The organism is Mycobacterium scrofulaceum, assembly GCF_001667885.1.
GTDB lineage: Bacteria > Actinomycetota > Actinomycetes > Mycobacteriales > Mycobacteriaceae > Mycobacterium > Mycobacterium scrofulaceum_C.
Map to the genome: position 1 here is coordinate 29814 of NZ_LZJW01000073.1, position 18583 is coordinate 48396.

Sequence of the window (18583 nt, forward strand, 5' to 3'; positions counted from 1 at the left end):
CGCAACCGGCTCGCGGCCGCCGTGATCCTCACGCGGGAACCGCCGGAAGGTCGGAACCGACCCGCCCGTCCTGCAGCGTGATCACCCGGTCGGTCGCCGCGGCGGCGTCGGCATTGTGGGTCACCATCACCACCAGCCGGCCGCGGCCGTCCTCGTGCGCCACCGCCGCGAGCAGCTCCAGGATCGCGGCGCCCGTCGCGGAGTCGAGATTGCCGGTGGGCTCGTCGGCGAGGATGAGCGGCGGGTCCATCATCAACGCCCGCGCCACCGCCACGCGCTGCATCTGGCCGCCGGACAGTTCCGCCGGCCGATGTTCGGTCCGGTTGCCCAGCCCGACGCGGTCCAGCAACCGGATCGCTTGCGGTTTGGCCCTGCCGAGCCGGACACCGTCGAGCAACATGGGCACCGCGACGTTCTCCCAGGCCGACAGCGTCGGCAGCAGGTTGAAGAACTGAAAGATGAAGCCCACGCGGTGATGGCGGAACCGTGACTGCTGTTCGTCGCCCAGGCGGCCGATCTCCTCGCCGTCGAAGGTGATCGAGCCGGAATCCGGGGAATCCAAGGCGCCGAGCAGGTGCAGCAACGTGCTCTTGCCCGCGCCGGAGGGCCCGACCACCGACACGAACTGCCCGTCCGCGAGGCGCAGGCTGATCCCGTCGAGCGCCCGCACCGGTTGACCGCCGACCCGGTACTCGCGCACCACGTCGCGCAGTTCGATGGTCATCTAGACACCACGATCGCTGCCCGCAAACGGTTCACCCGCCGGGGTGAACCGATCAAGAGCCCGCCTCGTGTCTGAAGACATGTTCGGCAACTACCGGGTGGTCGATCACGTCGTCGGCCAACTGGCGGCGCTCGGGGTGGACCACATTTTCGGTGTCGACGGCGCCAACATCGAGGACCTCTACGACGCGGCGCACTTCCGGCCCGAGTTGACCGCCGTGCTGGCCAAGCACGAGTTCTCGGCGGCCACCATGGCCGACGGGTACAGCCGCAGCGGCGCCGGGCTGGGCGTGGTGGCGTCGACGTCGGGTGGGGGAGCGCTGAACCTCGTCGCCGGGCTGGGCGAGTCGTTCGCCAGCCGGGTTCCGGTGCTGGCCCTGGTCGGCCAGCCCGCGATGACGATGGACGGGCGGGGCAGCTTCCAGGACACCAGCGGGCGCAACGGCTCGCTGAATGCCGAGGCGCTGTTCTCGGCGGTGTCGGTGTCGTGCGAGCGGGTGCTCGCGCCGGCCGACATCGTGTCGGCGCTGCCCCGGGCGGTTTCCGCGGCGCGCACCGGCGGTCCAGCGGTGTTGTTGCTGCCCAAGGACATTCAGCAGGCCCACGTCGCCGTCGAAAACGCCGCCGAGCGTCCGGCTGACCTCGTCGCGCCGATCGGCAACCCGCAGGTCATCGCGGCCGAACTGCGCCGGGCCACCGGTCAGGTCACGATCATCGCCGGCGAGCAGGTGGCCCGCGACGACGCGAGGGCCGAGCTCGAGCACCTGCGCGCGCTGCTGCGGGCCCGGGTGGCCACGGTGCCCGACGCCAAGGACGCGGCGGGCACACCCGGGTTCGGGTCGTCGTCGGCGCTCGGGGTGACCGGGGTGATGGGCCACCCGAGCGTGGCCGAAGCGGTGGCCGCCAGTTCCGTGTGCCTGATCGTCGGCACCCGGCTGACCGTCACCGCGCGCGGCGGCCTGGACGACGCCCTGGCCGGGGTGCGAACCCTGTCGATCGGGTCGGCGCGGCCCTATCTGCGCTGCACCCACGTGCACACCGACGACCTGCGTGGCTCGCTACGCCTGCTGACCCAGGCGCTGCACGGTGACGGCCGGCCGAACGGCCTGCGCGTGCCGGACGTGGTGCGGCGCACGGAGCTGACGCCGCCGCCGCCCTGCCCCGGCCCGGGCGTGCGTTACCGCGACGCCATGGCGGTGCTGGACCGGACCCTGCCCGACGCGGCCGACATCGTGGTCGACGCCGGCAACACCGGCGCCGCCGCCATCCACTACCTGCCGGCGCGGCGCGGCGGCAGGTTCGTGGCCGCGCTCGGCATGGGCGGCATGGGCTACAGCTTCGGGGCCGGGATCGGGATGGCGTTCGGGCGTGCGAACGGCGGTCGGGCCGGCGGCCGCACCGTCGTGATCGCGGGTGACGGCGCATTTTTCATGCACGGCCTGGAGGTGCACACGGCGGTGCAATACCAGCTTCCCGTCACGTTCGTCCTGTTCAACAACAACGCCCACGCCATGTGCGTGACCCGCGAGCAGCTGTTCTACGACGACCGCTACAGCTACAACCGTTTCCGGCCCAGCACGCTGGGAACCGGCCTGGCGGCCATGTTCCCGGGGCTGACATCGGTCGATGTCAGCGAACCCGCCCAATTCGCCGCGGCGCTTCGGGCGGCGCTGGATGTCGCGGGTCCGGCGGTGGTCAGCGTTGAGTGCGCCGCCGACGAAATCCCGCCCTTCGCACCATTTCTCACCGCGTTGTCAAGCAACGCGGCTGTCGCAGAACGGGTTTCGACCGCAAAGGAGAACCGGGCCGATGTCGCTGCCAGCGCTTGAGGATATCCCCACCCCCATCGACGGGGTGGTCCGCATCGAGACCAGCCCACGGGAGCAGGCGACCCCGATCATCATGGAGATGATGCGGTCGGTGTACCCGCACGACCAGGTCTTCGGACAGTACTGCACGGTCAACGATTACGTCGCGTGCCCGCCCGACGAGCTCTACGAGTACATGTCGGACACCCGCAGCCTCGAGGAGTGGACCTACAGCCTGCGCGGCTTCACGACCACGGACGAGCCCGGCCTGTGGCTGGCCTACGACCGGCTGGGTTCGGAGACAGAGATCTACACGCGGACCGTCGCCAACGCGGAGGCGCGGACCGTCGACTACCACTGCGCGTGGGATCAGGGCAAGCACCTGTGGATGGTGTATCTGATGCGCGTGGTCGATGCGCAGGTGGTCCTGGACAAGCCGGGATCGGTTGTGCTGTGGACCAATTGCCACCACCCCTTCTACGACCACAACCCATATCCGGAAACCGCACCGGCGCAGCGCCCGGTGTGGGTGGGCGACTTCTGGGACATGTTCGGCGCCGGGCATGCGCTGGAGCTGCAGAACCTCAAGGCGATCGCCGAATACCGCCACCGCAACGGCCTGCCGGTGACGCCGAAATGGATGAGGTAACACCATGAGCGTCAGCCTGATCGATGTGTCCACCTATCTGCCCGGCGAGCCGATCGGCGCCGACTACTACGCGCAATTCGCCGAATCCGACGACCTGCGTGAGAACGTCATGTTCCGCGCTCCCAAGTTTCGTCATCACGTCGGGCCGGACGAGAGTTCCATCGACATGATCGAACGAGCGGCGCAGGGCCTGATCGAGCGGCACGGCCACGACGTGGTCGAGGGTGCCGACGTGCTCATCACCCACACCCAGGTGCCGGACATGGCCTTCTACGGCCAGGGCGGCGGCATCGCGCACCGGCTGGGCATGCGGCCGTCCTGGGTGCTCGACTTGAACAACGGCGGCTGCGCGGCGTTCGTCCTGGCGCTCAACGTGGCTCGCAAACTCCTGACGTCCGGCGCGGGGCAGGCCGCGCTGATCGCCATCGCGCAGAGCGCGGCGGGGCAGTTCTTCGATCAGCCGACCATCCGCCGCAAGGCGCAGTCGGCGGTGCCCGGCGACGGCGCGGCGGTGGGCCTGGTCACGCTCGGCGACCGATCACCCATCCTCGACGTCGAGTGCCGGACCTACGGCGAGTACGCCGGTGAGATGACCCTGTCCTACGACCCGCCCCGCAAGTGGTGGCAGGCCGGCTCGGGCGAGGGCAGCATCGGCTTCACCGAGAGCAAGATCACCAAAGTGCTGGCCCGCGGCAACCGCCAGGTTCCCGAGGTGGCACTGGCGGTGTGCGACCGAATAGGCCTGGCCGCCAAGGAGATCGACCTGCTGGTCACCAACCAGCCGAACCGGGTGTTCCTGCGCAACTGGCGCGAGGCGCTCGAGTTGCCGCCCGAGCGGCATCGCGACACCTTTGACGAGTGCGGCAACCTGTTCGGCGCCGGGATCCCGATCAACCTGGATCGCGCGATCTCCGACGGTCAGGTCGGGGCCGGCGACGTCGTCATGATGGCCGCCTTCGCCCACGCCGGCGACTTCGCCGGTGCGGCGGCGGTGCGCTGGGGCGGGCGGGGCTGATGCGGGCCGCTCCGAGCCCCCTCGCCGGCGACGCCGGCGACGCGTTGCCCAACGCGCTCGACCCGCTTGCGTTGTCGCTCAACGAGAATCCGTTCCCGCCGCTGCCGGCGGTGCGCTCGGCGTTGATCCGCTCCGTGCAGGCCACGAACCGCTATCCGGAGTTCCTGCCCGAAAAGCTGCGCGCCGTGATCGCCGATCACATCGGGGTGCCCGCCGAGCGGGTGGTGCCCGGCGCCGGGGCGACGGGCGTCGTGCTGCAGGCCCTGCAGGCGCTGACCGCACCGGGCGACGCGATCGCGATGTCGGCTCCCACCTTCGACGGTTACCCGATTCTCGCGCGCATGGCGCGGCTCACGGCGCGGACGGTTCCCCTGGACGGGCGCGGTCACAACGACCTCGCCGGCCTGGCCCGCGCGGCCGCCGATGCCCGGGTCGTGGTGCTGTGCCGGCCGCACAACCCCACCGGAACGCTGGAGCCCGTCGCGGCGGTGTCGGCGTTCCTGCGCCACGTGCCGCGTGACACGGTCGTCCTGCTCGACGAGGCGTACATCGAGTTCACCGCGCCCGGGCACCGCTTCGACCTGGCGGCGTTGGTCGCCCGCTTCCCCAACGTGGTGGTGGTGCGGACCTTCTCCAAGGCGTACGGCCTGGCCGGGCTGCGGATCGGCTACGGGGTGGCGTCGCGGGAGCTGGCCCGTACCCTGTGGTCCCACCAGCTGCCGTTCGGCGCGGCGATCACCAGCTTGCTCGCGGTCGCCGCGTCGTACGGCGCGGAAGAGCAACTGCTGGAACGGGTCCGGATGATCAACTCCGAACGCGCTTACCTCCGGATGCGGTTGAGCGCGTTGGGGATCTATACCACCGACGCGCACGCGAACTTCATGTACCTGCCCCCCGGCGGTGGGCCGTGGCATGAGGTTTTCGCCGGCGGCGGGCCGCGAGTGCGTTGTTACCCGGACGGTGGCGCGCGGATCACCGTGGGCAACCGCGCGTCGACGCTGGCGGTGCTGTCCGCGCTGGGGAAAGGCCGCGTTCGCGCGCCAAGTGCGGTATGAATGGGCGTGGCTGCCTCACGACCGCCGAAGCGTGACCCGATCGCCGCGGCGCGCGACAACTGGGAGCGCTCCGGGTGGGCCGACGTCGCGCAGGGGATGGTGGCGGTGACGTCGGTGATGCGGGCGCACCAGATCTTGCTGGCCCGCGTCGAGACGGCGTTGCGTCCCTACGACCTGAGCTTCTCCCGTTATGAGTTGCTGCGGCTGTTGGCGTTCAGTCGCACCGGCGCGCTGCCGATCACCAAGGCATCCGACCGGCTGCAGGTCCACGTCACCAGCGTGACCCACGCCATCCGCCGGCTGGAGGCCGACGGACTCGTGCAGCGGGTGCCGCACCCGACCGACGGGCGCACCACGCTGGTGCAGATCACCGACCTGGGTCGCTCGACGGTGGAGGACGCCACGGTCACGCTCAACGAGCAGGTGTTCGCCGACGTCGGGATGTCGGAAAGCGAAGCGCGAGCGCTGGTTTCGTCGATCGAGTCCCTGCGCCGCGACGCGGGCGATTTCTGAGTTCAGCCGCTCCGGACCGCCGCGGCGACGCTTTGTGGGGCTTCGGATTGCGGGTAGTGGCCGACACCGGGAAGCTCGGTGATCCTGGCCTGCGGCAGCGCCTTGCTGGCCTGTTCGAGGACGTGACGACCCGATACCGGGTCATCGAGCCCCCAAACCAGATGCAGTGGGCCGTTCCAATTGGCCAGAGCCGTCTCCCAACGACGGTGATGGACCGCGCGCTCGGCGTTGTACTTGATCAGCCGGTGCGCGAGCCTGTGACCGTTTTCTCGCGACATCCCGAGCCATAGGTCGTCGAATTCAGCGTCCGTGAGCCGCGATCCGCGCACCGCATCCAGCCCGGAGCGGACCCTCGCGGCGCCGATACGCGCGGCCAACAGCTTGCCGACGACCGGCAACACCAGCAGTCTCTGCAGACGTGTCGGGCGGTAGGCGCTGTAAACGATGCCGGAGTTCATCAGGACCAGCCCGTCGATGCCGAAGCCGAGTCGCCCCCGGTTGGCCCGGTCGACGAGTTCCTGGCCGACGATCCCGCCGTAGTCGTGAACCACCAAGCGCAGCGAACCGACGCCCAGGTGTGTCACGAGATCCTCTACGGTGTCGGCTGATTCGGCCACGGAGTAGTCGTAAGGGTTGGGCTTGTCCGAGGCCCCGTAGCCGAGGAAGTCCAGCGTGATGACGTGGTGGTCGGAAGCCAGGTCGGCCGCCACCGCTGCGTAGTCATAGGACCAGGTGGGGAAGCCGTGCAGCAGTAACACCGGCGGGCCCGCGCCACGCCGCCGGAACGCGATGTGATGACCCCGCCGGCTTATCAGCGTTTCGTTTTCCTGAATCCACGCGGCCGCCCGGGGCGCTTCAGGTCGGTCGATCACAATGCCACCTCGGTGTTCGGCAGGGTTTCTGAATGCACTACGACATCCAAATACAGTTGTGTATTAGAATGCAGATATGTCAGGCTCATGTCAAGCGCACGGATGAGGAGGCCGCGGTGGCTCGCTTGACCCGCAGTGAGCAACGGGAACAAACGCGGCAACGGCTCGTCGAGTCGGCCGGAAAAGTGTTCAGCCGGGTCGGATTCGAAGCGGCGCCCATCGACGTCATCGCCGAGGAAGCCGGCTTCTCGCGCGGCGCCTTCTACTCGAACTTCGCGTCCAAGGACGAGTTGTTCCTCGAGCTCATCCGCCATCACCTCGACGCGGAGATCGAGACCCTTGGCCGCTCGCTCGATCGCGTCAAGTCCGCTTCCGACCTCGCCCCGGCGATCGAGCGCCGCTACCAGGTCCTCGGCGAAGACAGCGGGTGGTGCTTGCTGACCACCGAGTTCCAGCTTTACGCCATGCGCGGGGGCGCCAAGGCCGACGAGTTCGCGACGATCTACGAGTCCTACCGACGCCGGCTCGGCGAGCTCATCGCCATCCACTTCGACCGTCTCGGCATCGAATCAGCACTCACGCCATACGAATTCGGTGTCGCGCAGATCGCGCTCTCGCACGGGCTGGCCCTGCAGCGGGCTGCGAACGGATCCCTGAAAGCCAACCTGCCGGCCCGCGCCCTCGCCACGTTCGTCCGCGGAGCCCTCGCCGAACGCCGCTCGGGCCGTTAGCCGTTACGCAGCATCTGGATGACGGCGCTGAAGTCCTTGTCGGCGTGATCGGCCGCGAACTCGGCGTAGATCTCGGCGGCGTGTCTGCCCAGCGGCGCCGCCGACCCGGTCGACTTCACCGCGTCCATGGCCAGGCCCAGGTCCTTGTTCATCAGCGCGGTCGCGAAACCCGGCTTGAAGTCGTTGTTGGCGGGCGATGTCGGCACCGGCCCCGGCACCGGGCAGTTGGTGTGCACGGCCCAGCAGTTGCCGGTCGCGCCGGTGATGACGTCGAAGAGGGACTGCGCCGACAACCCGAGCTTCTCGGCGAGGACGAACGCCTCGCCGATGGCGATCTGCTGGACCGCCAGCACCATGTTGTTGCACACCTTGGCGGCCTGCCCGGCGCCCGCGGTGCCGCAGTGAATCACCTTGCCCGCCATGGGTTCCAGCACCGGACGAGCGCGTTCCAAGGCGTCGTCGTCGCCGCCCACCATGAACGCCAGCGTCCCGGCGACGGCGCCCTTCACGCCGCCGGAGACCGGCGCGTCCAGCTGCGACACCCCGTGCGACTCCGCGAGCGCGTGCACCTCGCGGGCGTCGTCCACTGAAATGGTCGAGCTGTCGATGAACAACGCGCCCGCTGTGGCGGCCGGCAGAATGTCGGCGTAGCAGCGCTTCACCAGGTCGCCGTTGGGCAGCATGGTGATCACCACGTCGGCGCCGGCCACGGCGTCGGCGGCGCTGTCGAACGTCGTGACACCGTTGCCGGCCGCGGCGGCGACGGCCGCGGGCACCGGGTCGAAGCCGCGCACCGTGTGGCCCGCGGCCACCAGGTTCGCCGACATCGGCCCGCCCATGTTGCCCAGGCCGAGGAAAGCGATGCTCGTCATGGTCGCCTTTCTACGCGCTCGCCCGCACTCGCGCGGCCTCGGCCCGGCCGACGACCACCCGCATGATCTCGTTGGTGCCCTCCAGGATGCGGTGCACGCGCAGGTCGCGAACGATCTTTTCCAGCCCGTACTCCCGCAGGTAGCCGTAGCCACCGTGCAGCTGCAGCGCCTTGTCGGCCACCTCGAAGCAGGTGTCGGTGACGTAGCGCTTGGCCATCGCGCACAGCTCGACCTTGTCGGGGTCGTCGTTGTCCAACGCATCCGCCGCCCGCCACAACATCATTCGCGATGTTTCCAGCCCGGTGGCCATGTCGGCCAGGGTGAACCGGATGGTGGGCTCGTCGAGCAGGGCCTTGCCGAACGCCGCCCGTTCCCGAACGTAGGCGCCCGCCTTGTCGAAGGCGGACTGGGCACCACCCAGCGAGCACGCCGCGATGTTGAGCCGGCCGCCGTTCAGGCCGTTCATCGCGATGCCGAAACCGGCGCCCTCGCCGTCGGCGCCGCCCAGCATGGCCTCGGCGGGCACCCGAACACCCTCGAGGATCACCTGCGCGGTCGGCTGCGCGTGCCAGCCCATCTTCTCTTCCGGCGCCCCGAAACTGAGGCCCGGGGAACCCTTTTCGACGACGAAGGCCGAGATGCCGCGCGGCCCGTCACCGCCGGTCCTGGCCATCACCACATACACGTCCGAGGCGCCCGCGCCGGAGATGAACTGCTTGACACCGTCGAGCACGTAGTCGCCACCCTGCCGGACGGCTCGGGTGCTCAGGGCGCTGGCGTCCGAGCCCGCGCCCGGCTCGGTGAGGCAGTAGCTGGCGATGACGTCCATCGCGGCCAGCCGCGGCACCCATTCCTTGCGCTGCTCGGGGGTGCCGAACTTGTCGATCATCCACGCGCACATGTTGTGGATGGACAGGAACGCCGCGATGGTCGGGCACGCGATGGCCAACTGCTCGAAGATGCGGACCCCGTCGAGCCGGCGCAGGCCGCTGCCGCCGACGTCCTCGCGGCAGTAGATCGCCGCCATGCCGAGCTCGGCGGACTCCCGCAACACGTCGGTCGGAAAGTGTTTGGCGGCATCCCATTCCAGGGTGTGCGGGGCCATGCGTTTGGCGGCGAACGCGGCCGCCGTATCGGTGATGACCCGCTCGTCGTCGTTCAGGGTGAACATGATGCCTTAATCCATTGTGGGAATCACGAATTCGGCACCGTCCTTGATGCCGGACGGCCACCGCGACGTGACGGTCTTGACCTTGGTGTAGAACTGGATCGAGGCCGGGCCGTGCTGGTTGAGGTCGCCGAATCCGGAGCGCTTCCAACCGCCGAAGGTGTGGTAGGCCACCGGAACCGGGATCGGCACGTTGACGCCGACCATGCCCACCTGCACCCGGGACACGAAGTCACGCGCGGCGTCGCCGTCACGGGTGAAGACCGCGACGCCGTTGCCGTACTCGTGCTGAGAAGGAAGCGCCAGCGCTTCTTCGTAGGTCGTGGCCCTTACGATGCACAGCACGGGTCCGAAGATCTCGTCGGTGTAGATCGACATGTCCGGGGTGACGTGGTCGAACAGCGTTGGGCCGATGAAGAATCCGCCCTCGAGGCTCGCGTCGTCGAAGGTCAGGTCGTCGCTGCCGCGTTCGCGCCCGTCGATCACGATCTCCGCGCCCGCGGCCACACCCTGCTCGATGTAATCGCGCACGCGGGCCAGCGCGGCCTCGGTGACGAGCGGGCCGTAGTCGGCCTTGGGGTCCAGGCTGTGGCCCACGCGCAGGTTGTTGATCCGGTCAATGAGCCTGGCGCGCAGCCGGTTCGCGGTCTGCTCGCCGACCGGCACGGCGACGCTGATCGCCATGCACCGTTCGCCCGCGCTGCCGTATCCGGCGCCGATCAGCGCGTCGACGGCCTGGTCGAGGTCCGCGTCGGGCATCACGATCATGTGGTTCTTGGCACCGCCGAAGCACTGCGCCCGCTTGCCGGTGGCCGCGGCCGTCGCGTAGATGTACTGCGCGATGTCGGAGCTGCCGACGAAGCCCACCGCCTGGATGTCGGGGTGGTGCAGGATCGCGTCCACGGCCTCCTTGTCGCCGTGCACCACCTGGAAGACGCCGGGCGGCAGGCCCGCCTCGAGGAACAGCTCGGCCAGCCGCACCGGGACCGAGGGATCGCGCTCGCTGGGCTTGAGGATGAACGCGTTGCCGCATGCCAGGGCCGGTCCGGCCTTCCACAGCGGGATCATGGCCGGGAAGTTGAACGGGGTGATGCCCGCGACCACGCCCAGCGGCTGGCGCAGCGAGTACACGTCGATGCCGGGGCCGGCGCCCTCGCTGTACTCGCCCTTGAGCAGATGGGGGATGCCGATGGCGAACTCGATGACCTCGATGCCGCGCTGGATGTCACCGCGGGCGTCGGCCAGCGTCTTGCCGTGCTCGAGGGACAGCAGCTCGGCCAGTTCGTCGTTGTGCTCGTTGACCAGCTCGATGAAACGCATCATCACACGTGCGCGGCGCTGCGGATTCCATGCCGTCCAACCCTTTTGAGCCTCGACGGCCGACGCCACCGCGGCGTCGACGTCGGCCTTGCCGGCCATCGGCACCTGCGCCTGCACCTCGCCGGTGCTCGGGTTGAAGACGTCGGCGGTGCGGCTGGACTGGCCGGCGGTGCGCTGCCCGTCGATGAAGTGGGGGATTTGTGTGCTCATGGTGCCCTCGAGTCGTCGTTACCCAGCGAATACTTGCATATCCTAGTAACTTGGCTCGGGCGTGGCAAGGCGTTCAGTGTTTGCGTACGACGCGCTCGGCTTCGCCGCGCTTCCAGATGGTGATGTCCAGGTGGCCATCGGTCACCTCGACCGCAGACCCACCGGTCACGTCGGCCCGGTAGAAGTGGTCGAACTCCTGCCCTCGAATGTCCAAGCCGGTCTCTTCGTAGAGTGCTCCGGCGAACCGTTGACGCAAGGCCCCGTCGGCGACGTTTTCGACGACGCCAAACAACTTCGCGTCGCCGTCTTTGACCTCGGTGTCGACCGTGGCGGTGTGCAGGCAGAAGCGCGGATCGCGAGACAGGTCATGGAATTTGGTCGTACCCGGCATGCCGACGATCCACAGCTGATCCTCGAAGATCCTCGGCTCGATCGGGCTGATCCGGGGAAATCCGTCCGAGCGAAGCGTGGCCAGCATGCACAGGTTGCCAGTCGCCGCGTGGCGGCGAGCGAAAACGGCCGCGATTCGCGGGGCGACATGCGTGAACTCTCTCCAGCTGATCATGGCGCGACCGTAGCCTCACGTGGGGTAGTTCCCGGCCTCCAGGTCGGCCAGCAGGCTCGGATGCACGGGGTGCCAGTCGAATCTGTCGCGCGTCAGCTCGCTCGAGGCCGGCTGGTCCTGGGCGAAGATCGCGCCCAGGAACCCGAAATGCTCCGCGGGGACCGACGCCGTGGGGAGATCGAGCTGGCGACCGATCGCCTCGGCGAGAGCGCGCATCGGGTCGCCCTCGTCGCCGACGGCGTGCGCCACCGTCCCCGGCGTGGCGTCCTCGAGGACCAGGCGGAACAGGCGGGCGGCGTCGAGGACGTGCACGGCGGGCCAGCGCTGGGTGCCGTCGCCGACGTATCCGGACACCCCGGTTCGTCGGGCGGCCTCGACGAGCAGGGAGGCGAAACCGCAGGGGCCGCCGGCCCGATGGACGGAGCGGGGGAGGCGGACCACCGCCGAACGGACTCCTCGGGCCGCCAGTTCCAAGGCGGCGTGCGCGTTTCGGGCGCGCCCGCCGATCGGGCCCTCCGTCGGCGGCGCATCCCGCTCGGTGGAGGCGCGACCGGGGATGGGAGGCGTGCCCGACGCCATCACGAACGGCTTGCCGGTCCCGTCGAGCGCGGCGCCGAACGCCTCGACCGCGCCGGCTTCCTGGGCGACCGCCTTGTCGAAGTCGTCGAAGTGCAGGAAGGCGAGGTGAACGACCCCGTCGGACTCCTTGGCGCCCGTGCGCAGGCTCTCCGGGTCGTCGAGGTCGCCGGGTAGCACGTCGGCCCCCAGGGCTCGGGCGGCCCGCGCCGACGCGTCGGAGCGCGCCAACGCCAGGACCTCGTGGCCCGCGCCGATGAGCTCGGGCACGACGGCCGAACCGATCCCGCCGGTGGCGCCGGTGACGAACACGCGCATGAGCATCTCCTCGAGTGATGGGACTTATGTCTCATCACGCTAGCAGAGTGATGGGACAAATGTCGCATCGCTACGATGACCGGATGCCCCGTTGGGAACCGGATGCGCGCGCGCGGTTGGTCGCCGCCGCCCTGCAGCTGTTCTCTGACCAGGGTTACGACCGGACCACCGTCGCCGAGATCGCCGATCGGGCCGGCCTGACGAAGAGCACCTTCTTCCGGTACTTCCCCGACAAGCGGGAGGTCCTGGCGGCCGGCCAGGAGACCCTCGCGCGACTGCTGACCGAGGGCATCGCCTCGGCGCCCCCGGACGCAAGCCCGCTCGCCGCGGTCGCCGCCGGACTGCGGCGGGCGACCGGGCCGTTGGCGCCGTTCAATCGCCAGCTGGGTCCCCGGCTGCAGGCCGTCATCGCCAGCAGCACCGAGCTGCAGGAGCGCGACGCGCTCAAACAGGTCGGCCTGGCCGCGGCCACGGCCGACGCGTTGCGCGCGCGGGGCGTGCCGAACAGGGCCGCGGCGCTGGCCGCCGAGCTGGGCGTGCTCGCGTTCAAGGAGGCCTACGCCGAATGGCTCGCCGGGGACGACGACCAGGACCTCGGTGAATTGGCCGTCAAGGCCCTCGATGACCTCCGCGCCGCGGCCGCCGACATCGGCTGAGCGCGCTAGCCTTCAGGCGTATGCACACCATCGAGGCCGACTACCTGGTGGTCGGCGCGGGCGCCATGGGCATGGCGTTCCTCGACACGCTGGTATCCGAGACGGACGCCCGCGTGGTGCTGGTCGATCGCAACCATCAGCCGGGTGGGCACTGGACCATGGCGTACCCGTTCGTCCGCCTCCATCAGCCCTCGGCCTTCTACGGTGTCAACTCGCTGCCGCTGGGCAGCGACTCGATTGACCGAATCGGTTGGAATCAAGGCCTTTACGAGTTGGCCACCGCCGGGGAGGTGTGCGCCTACTACGACCACGTGATGCGCCGGCAGCTGTTGGGGAGCGGGCGGGTCACCTACTTTCCGATGAGCGAGTACCGCGGCCACCAAGACGGTCAAGCCCGCTTCACCACGCTCGCCGGCGACGATTACACCGTCCGCGTGGCGCGCCGCGTCGTCGACGCCACCTACATGCGCGTGACGGTGCCGGCCATGCGCCCGCCGCCCTATGCGGTCGCGCCCGGCGTCAGCTGCGTGCCCCCCGGCGAGCTGCCGAGACGCGGCGCGCACGAACGTTACGTGATCGTCGGCGCGGGCAAGACCGGCATCGACACGTGCCTGTGGCTGCTCGGCCAGGGCATCGCGCCGGACCGGTTGACCTGGATCATGCCCCGCGACTCATGGTTACTGGATCGGGCGACCATGCAGCCGGGGTCGTTGTTCGCCGACGTCATCAAGAACAGCTTCACCGCGCAGCTGCGGGCCATCCGGGACGCCACGTCGATCGAGGACCTGTTCGCGCGGCAAGAGGACGCCGGCCTGCTGCTGCGCGTCGACCCGGCGGTGCGCCCGACCATGTACCGCTGCGCGACCGTCACGCGGCTGGAGCTCGAGCAGCTCCGGCGCATCGGCGACGTGGTCCGGATGGGCCACCTGCAGCGCGTCGACGCCGACCGGATGGTCCTCGACGGCGGCACGGTGACACGCGACGGCAACGCCCTCTACATCGACTGCACCGCCGACGGCGCCGAAAAACGCCCCGCGACACCGATTTTCGCTGCCGGGCAGATCACGCTGCAAGCCGTGCGCGGCTGCCAGCAGATCTTCAGCGCCGCGCTGATCGCCCACGTCGAAGCCGCGTACCAGGGCGACCCGGTGAAAAATGAGCTGTGTGTCCCGTTGCCGCACCCCGACTCCGACACGGACTGGCTGCGGCTGGCGCGGGCCGATTACGCCAACCAGTTGCGCTGGCTCGACGATCCCGACCTGACCGCCTGGATGTCCGCGGCCCGCCTGGATCTGTTCGGACACCTGATCGGCCACCTGCTGCCGCCGGCATCGGCGAAGCCCCGGGTCCGCGAACGCATACTGCGCATCGCCAGGTCGGTGTTCTCGGCCACGGCCGCCAAACTGGACGAGTTGCTCAGTGAACAAACCTCGCTCGCCGCACCGTCATACCCGGCGTAACCCGGCTCGATATTCATCGGGTGGAGGAGGCACGTGGCGGCAGGAAGCGAACCCGTCAAACGGCCGCTGCGGGCGGTGCCCGACAGCGGCCTTGACGATGGCTATCCCGATTGGGAAGCGGTGTACCAGGACAACGCGTCCTGGGTATACCGCACGCTGTTCGCGCGGGTCGGCAACCGGGCGGACGCCGAGGACCTCACCGCCGAGGTGTTCCTCGCGGCGCTGCGACCGCTGCGGCTGACCGCGAGCGTCGGCGAGGTTCGCGCGTACCTGCGGGTCACGGCGCGAACGGTGCTGGCCGCGCATTGGCGGGAGACGCTGGGCCGGGAGATAACCTCGATCGACGACATCGAACAGCCACCGGAAAGCGAGGAGGCGATCAGCACGGCGCCGCAGCGTGTCGCCCGAGTCCTGGACAACCTGCCGGACCGGTACCGGCACATCCTGGAACTGCGCTTCCTGCAGGGTCATTCGATCAAGGACTCCGCGGCGGAACTCGGGGTCAGCGTCGCCAACGCCAAGGTGCTGCAGCATCGCGCGCTGCGGCTGGCGGCGCAGGTGAACGAGGGGGGCGCACCGTGAACGCGCGAGGATTGCGCCGATACGTCGACGACCTGTTGCGGGGCCGGCGACCCAGACCGTTCGCCCCCGACGACTTCGAGGCGGCGCAGTTGCGCACGGCGATCGAATTGCGCGCGGCCGGGCGCAGGGGCGAAGCGCCGCGCCCGGAGTTCCTCGACGATCTGCGTCGCCGCATCGCCGAGCAGATGTCCGACTCCCGCGCGGAATCCGCGCCCAGGCAGAGCAGCACCCGCCGCCAGGTCATCGTCGGCACGTCCGCCGCCGCGGCCGCTGCGGTCACCGCGGTGTCCATCGACCGGGCCGTGATCGCCGGCCAAACCGGGAGCGTGCCGGCCGCCGACAACGCGCCCCTCACGCCGAATGCCGGGACCTGGCAGCGGGTGGCGGCCAGCTCACAGGTGCCCGACGGCGTCATGCACCCGTTCGACCTCGGCTCGGTCAGTGGATTCGTGCGCCGTGTCGACGGCAAGCCGCAGGCCATCTCCGGGGTGTGTACCCACCAGGGGTGCCGGTTGTGGTTCGACGCGCCCGACGACGCGTTGCGCTGCCCCTGCCACTCGACGTCCTTCTCGCCGACCGGGCAGGTGCTCACCCACCAGTTGCCGATCGCCCCGAAGCCGTTGCCGCCGTTGCTGGTTCGCGAGGTCGACGGCGTCATCGAGGTGTTCGCGCCGCCGCGTCCCGACCAGCCCGCCTGAGTGGTGTAACGCGCCCCCCTATTCCTGGGCATGATGCTTACAAAACTCTCGGCGGTCGCGCTGGCCGCCGCTGTGCTACTGGCGGGCTGCTCGGCTTCGCGGCCTGCCGCCGGATCCGGCACCAGCATGCCCATGGGCTCGGCATCCGCCAGCGCGCCGGCGGCGCCGGTGAGCGGCAACCAGGTCAACATCGACGGCTTCGCGTTCGCACCCGCCACGTTGACCGTCACGGCGGGCACGACGGTCACGTGGACCAACCGCGACGAAGAGCCGCACACCGTCGCCGCGAGCGACGGTTCGTTCCACTCGCCCGGGATGGGGACCGGCGCCACCTTCACCCACACCTTCACCGACGCCGGCACTTTCGACTACGTGTGCTCGATCCACCCGATGATGCACGGGTCTGTGGTGGTGACGCGATGAACCCGAACATGAGTCGCCGCCAGCTGATGCGGCACACGGCGTGGTTCGGCGCGGCGGTCGGTTTCTCCGTGGTTGGCGGCGAGGTCATCTCGCACGTCGCCGGCGCGTCGGCCGAGCACAGCCACGCCCGGCCCGCGCTGCGGTTCGCGCAGATCAGCGATAGCCACATCGGCTTCACCGGCGCGCCCAACCCGGATGTCACCGCCACGTTCGGTCGCGCGATCGACCACGTCAACAACCTCGGCTACACACCGGATTTCGTGGTGCACACCGGCGACCTGACGCACCTGTCCAGCCCCGACCAGTTCGACCAGGTTAAGCAGATGATGACCGGCTTGAAGACACCGCACGTATTCACCGTGCCCGGGGAACACGACTCGGTCGACGACGCAGGCCAGAAGTACCGCAGCGCATTCGGCGCCGGATCCCGGGGCGACGGCTGGTACAGCTTCGACACCGCGGGCGTTCACGTGATCGCCCTGGTCAACACGTTGAACCTGCACAAACTCGGGCACCTGGGCGCCGACCAGCTGGAGTTCGTCGAGAAGGACGTCGCGCCACTGTCGAGCGACACCCCGATCATCGTGTTCAGCCACATCCCGTTGTTCGCGATGTACCCGAACTGGGGCTGGGGCACCGACGACGCGACCCAGGCGCTGTCCTACCTGCGCCGGTTCTCGTCCATCACGTGTCTGAACGGGCATGTGCACCAATTGTTTTCCAAGACGGAGGGCAAGGTGACGTTCTACAGCGGCACGACCACCGCATACCCGCTGCCGAAGCCCGGCGACGGCCCCGCGCCCAAACCGGTCACCCTGCCGGCCGGCAAGCTCCGCGACGCGCTCGGCATCCGCGAGGTGAGCTACACCAAGGGCGAGACCGTCCTGGCGTTGAAAGAGCAGGCCCTGCAATGACACTTCTGATTCGCGTCGGCCTGGCCGTGTCACTTGCCGTCAGCGCCGCCAGCCACGCCTACCTGTATGTCCATGGCTATCGCCACATCCCGGACATCGGCGCCGCCTTTCTGGTCCAGGCCAGCGTGTCGTTCGCGATCGCCCTACTGATCCTGCTCGGGGGTCCCGAATGGCTGCGCTGGGCGGCGGCCGCCGTGGCGGGCGGCTCGCTGGTCGCGTTCGCCCTATCGAGGACCGTTGGCGTTCTGGGCTTTTCGGAGCGCGGTTGGGAGCCCGCGCCGCACGCGGGTATCACTGTGGCCGCGGAGGTGTTGACGGTGCTGCTGTGGGCCGGTGAGCTGGCGACTAGGCGGGGTCGGGAAGTTCGTCAACCGGCTTATCACCCATGAGGTCAGCGGCTCGCTCTTCGGCCGCCCACTTGGCCAAGAGTCGAGACTTGAGGGACATCGCGGGTTTTTCGACCAGGAACCAGCTCAGCGCGGCTAGCGGCAGCGTCACTATTGTCGCCGCGATCGCATGCACGATCGGATTCGGCAGTCCGTCCCACGAAATCACCAGCAACTGCTGAATCGGGAAGGCATAGATGTACACGCCGTAGGACAGATCCGTCCGCAGTCTCAGCCGTTTGCTCTGCAGCAGCGCGCCGGACGCGATGATGGCGTACGCCAGCGGAATCCCGGCAAGTAGCCGGTAATGCGGCAGCACAGTCCCGCCCAAAGCGACGACGATCGCGCTCACGCCGACCAGCCACCAGCGCGCGGGAATCTTGTCGCGCCACTGGTAAAGCAGCGCTCCGGCCGCGAACATCACCGCGAAGCGCGAGGTCGCGGCCGCGAACTGGCCGGCCAGCGGCTGACCTAGCCCCATCGGCGGCGACAAGGCCTCGCCGACCACGGCCACGGCCAATATCGCGGGAGAGACCCACCGGCGGGTGGCAAGCCCGGCCATGCCGAGGGCAGCGACCACGACATAGCAGCCCAGCTCGAATATGAGCGTCCACAGCGAGCTATTCCAGGACCCTGGGTACGGGACCCCTTGCGGAGTCCCGCCGACGTCCGCCTTGAGCGAGACCACCGCGCCGTTCATGACGATGTATTGGATGGGCGCCGAGGAGAGCAGGAGCTTCAGCGCCGCGCCACCCTGGATCGCCACACCGAGCGGGGCGATGACGAACGCGGTTACGACTAGGCACACGTAGTAACCGGGGAGAATGCGAAGGGCTCGCGCGGTTGAGTACTGCCGGAGGTGCGGGTGGCGGAGCCAGCTGGCCGTGATCAGAAATCCGGACACTGCGAAAAAGCCGTCGACCCCGCCCGCGGCGATATACCGCGCGGCCGTGCAGTCATGGCCTGTTAGGACGAAGGAGTGCCCCGCGATCACCGACGTCGCCAGCGCCAATCGCCATGCGTTCAACGCGTTCTTCCGCGTGTCGAAAACTTGCCCGAGATTCATGTC

General features: G+C 69.1%; 21 protein-coding genes. 13 read left to right on the forward strand and 8 right to left on the reverse strand.

The features are described 5' to 3' along the window. Window positions 1-28: 28 nt before the first annotated feature. Window positions 29-724, reverse strand: coding sequence for an ABC transporter ATP-binding protein (locus A5681_RS10200; protein WP_067273161.1), 696 nt, complete (start codon window positions 722-724; stop codon window positions 29-31). A 79-nt stretch (window positions 725-803) separates the two neighbouring features. On the opposite strand from A5681_RS10200, the gene A5681_RS10205 reads away from it, so the two are divergent. From A5681_RS10205 to A5681_RS10225, 5 genes are read left to right on the forward strand one after another with little or no spacing between them, the layout of a single operon-like run. Further along, complete coding sequence (locus tag A5681_RS10205; protein WP_067273164.1) at window positions 804-2552, forward strand: thiamine pyrophosphate-binding protein; 1749 nt, start codon at window positions 804-806, stop codon at window positions 2550-2552. Beyond that, window positions 2533-3180: a hypothetical protein gene (locus tag A5681_RS10210; RefSeq protein WP_067273167.1), complete on the forward strand. Its 648-nt coding sequence runs from the start codon at window positions 2533-2535 to the stop codon at window positions 3178-3180. Before A5681_RS10205 ends, A5681_RS10210 begins: the two co-directional genes overlap by 20 nt. 4 nt (window positions 3181-3184) lie before the next feature. Then, window positions 3185-4195, forward strand: a complete 1011-nt coding sequence (locus A5681_RS10215; protein ID WP_067273170.1) for a 3-oxoacyl-ACP synthase III family protein — start codon at window positions 3185-3187, stop codon at window positions 4193-4195. After that, a complete protein-coding gene (locus A5681_RS10220) occupies window positions 4195-5250 on the forward strand; it encodes a pyridoxal phosphate-dependent aminotransferase (RefSeq protein ID WP_067273174.1) in 1056 nt (351 codons plus the stop codon). The genes A5681_RS10215 and A5681_RS10220 overlap by 1 nt, the downstream gene beginning before the upstream one ends. After that, a complete protein-coding gene (locus A5681_RS10225; RefSeq protein ID WP_067273178.1) occupies window positions 5251-5763 on the forward strand; it encodes a MarR family transcriptional regulator in 513 nt (170 codons plus the stop codon). 2 nt (window positions 5764-5765) lie between these two features. Here the strand turns inward: A5681_RS10225 and A5681_RS10230 are convergent, their stop codons facing one another. Continuing rightward, window positions 5766-6635 carry an alpha/beta fold hydrolase gene (locus A5681_RS10230; RefSeq protein ID WP_197498566.1) on the reverse strand — a complete coding sequence of 290 codons (870 nt, stop codon included), beginning with the start codon at window positions 6633-6635 and terminating at the stop codon, window positions 5766-5768. 116 nt (window positions 6636-6751) lie between these two features. Between A5681_RS10230 and A5681_RS10235 the strand changes: the two genes are divergently transcribed. After that, the gene (locus A5681_RS10235; protein WP_197498567.1) at window positions 6752-7366 is read left to right on the forward strand and encodes a TetR/AcrR family transcriptional regulator; all 615 of its coding nucleotides are present in this window, start codon (window positions 6752-6754) and stop codon (window positions 7364-7366) included. On the opposite strand, the gene mmsB is transcribed toward A5681_RS10235, so the two are convergent. The 5 genes from mmsB to A5681_RS10260 form a co-directional block, all read right to left on the reverse strand. Continuing rightward, complete coding sequence (mmsB, locus tag A5681_RS10240) at window positions 7363-8238, reverse strand: 3-hydroxyisobutyrate dehydrogenase (RefSeq protein WP_067273187.1); 876 nt, start codon at window positions 8236-8238, stop codon at window positions 7363-7365. The genes A5681_RS10235 and mmsB overlap by 4 nt on opposite strands. Window positions 8239-8248: 10 nt before the next feature. Further along, window positions 8249-9409 carry an isobutyryl-CoA dehydrogenase gene (locus A5681_RS10245; protein ID WP_067273190.1) on the reverse strand — a complete coding sequence of 387 codons (1161 nt, stop codon included), beginning with the start codon at window positions 9407-9409 and terminating at the stop codon, window positions 8249-8251. A gap of 6 nt (window positions 9410-9415) precedes the next feature. Beyond that, a complete protein-coding gene (locus tag A5681_RS10250; RefSeq protein ID WP_067273192.1) occupies window positions 9416-10936 on the reverse strand; it encodes a CoA-acylating methylmalonate-semialdehyde dehydrogenase in 1521 nt (506 codons plus the stop codon). Between the two features lie 73 nt (window positions 10937-11009). Further along, window positions 11010-11501, reverse strand: coding sequence for a pyridoxamine 5'-phosphate oxidase family protein (locus A5681_RS10255; RefSeq protein WP_067273195.1), 492 nt, complete (start codon window positions 11499-11501; stop codon window positions 11010-11012). A gap of 15 nt (window positions 11502-11516) precedes the next feature. Next, window positions 11517-12395: an SDR family oxidoreductase gene (locus A5681_RS10260; RefSeq protein WP_067273277.1), complete on the reverse strand. Its 879-nt coding sequence runs from the start codon at window positions 12393-12395 to the stop codon at window positions 11517-11519. A gap of 83 nt (window positions 12396-12478) precedes the next feature. On the opposite strand from A5681_RS10260, the gene A5681_RS10265 reads away from it, so the two are divergent. Genes A5681_RS10265 through A5681_RS10295 form a run of 7 tightly spaced genes read left to right on the forward strand, consistent with a single transcriptional unit; the run spans window position 12479 to window position 17517 of the window. After that, a complete protein-coding gene (locus A5681_RS10265; protein ID WP_067273275.1) occupies window positions 12479-13051 on the forward strand; it encodes a TetR/AcrR family transcriptional regulator in 573 nt (190 codons plus the stop codon). Window positions 13052-13071: 20 nt separating this feature from the next. After that, window positions 13072-14511 (forward strand): NAD(P)-binding protein, encoded by a 1440-nt coding sequence (locus A5681_RS10270; RefSeq protein WP_067273199.1) that lies wholly within the window; start codon window positions 13072-13074, stop codon window positions 14509-14511. A 33-nt stretch (window positions 14512-14544) separates the two neighbouring features. Beyond that, complete coding sequence (locus tag A5681_RS10275) at window positions 14545-15093, forward strand: RNA polymerase sigma factor (RefSeq protein ID WP_067273203.1); 549 nt, start codon at window positions 14545-14547, stop codon at window positions 15091-15093. After that, window positions 15090-15791 carry a Rieske (2Fe-2S) protein gene (locus A5681_RS10280; RefSeq protein ID WP_067273208.1) on the forward strand — a complete coding sequence of 234 codons (702 nt, stop codon included), beginning with the start codon at window positions 15090-15092 and terminating at the stop codon, window positions 15789-15791. Before A5681_RS10275 ends, A5681_RS10280 begins: the two co-directional genes overlap by 4 nt. Window positions 15792-15821: 30 nt before the next feature. Next, complete coding sequence (locus tag A5681_RS10285; RefSeq protein WP_156737930.1) at window positions 15822-16214, forward strand: cupredoxin domain-containing protein; 393 nt, start codon at window positions 15822-15824, stop codon at window positions 16212-16214. Next, window positions 16211-17128, forward strand: coding sequence for a metallophosphoesterase family protein (locus tag A5681_RS10290; RefSeq protein ID WP_067273213.1), 918 nt, complete (start codon window positions 16211-16213; stop codon window positions 17126-17128). Before A5681_RS10285 ends, A5681_RS10290 begins: the two co-directional genes overlap by 4 nt. Further along, window positions 17125-17517, forward strand: coding sequence for a hypothetical protein (locus A5681_RS10295; protein WP_067273216.1), 393 nt, complete (start codon window positions 17125-17127; stop codon window positions 17515-17517). Before A5681_RS10290 ends, A5681_RS10295 begins: the two co-directional genes overlap by 4 nt. Here the strand turns inward: A5681_RS10295 and A5681_RS10300 are convergent. Continuing rightward, window positions 17474-18580, reverse strand: coding sequence for an acyltransferase family protein (locus A5681_RS10300; RefSeq protein WP_067273220.1), 1107 nt, complete (start codon window positions 18578-18580; stop codon window positions 17474-17476). The two genes, A5681_RS10295 and A5681_RS10300, sit on opposite strands and share 44 nt — an antisense overlap. Window positions 18581-18583: the final 3 nt, after the last annotated feature.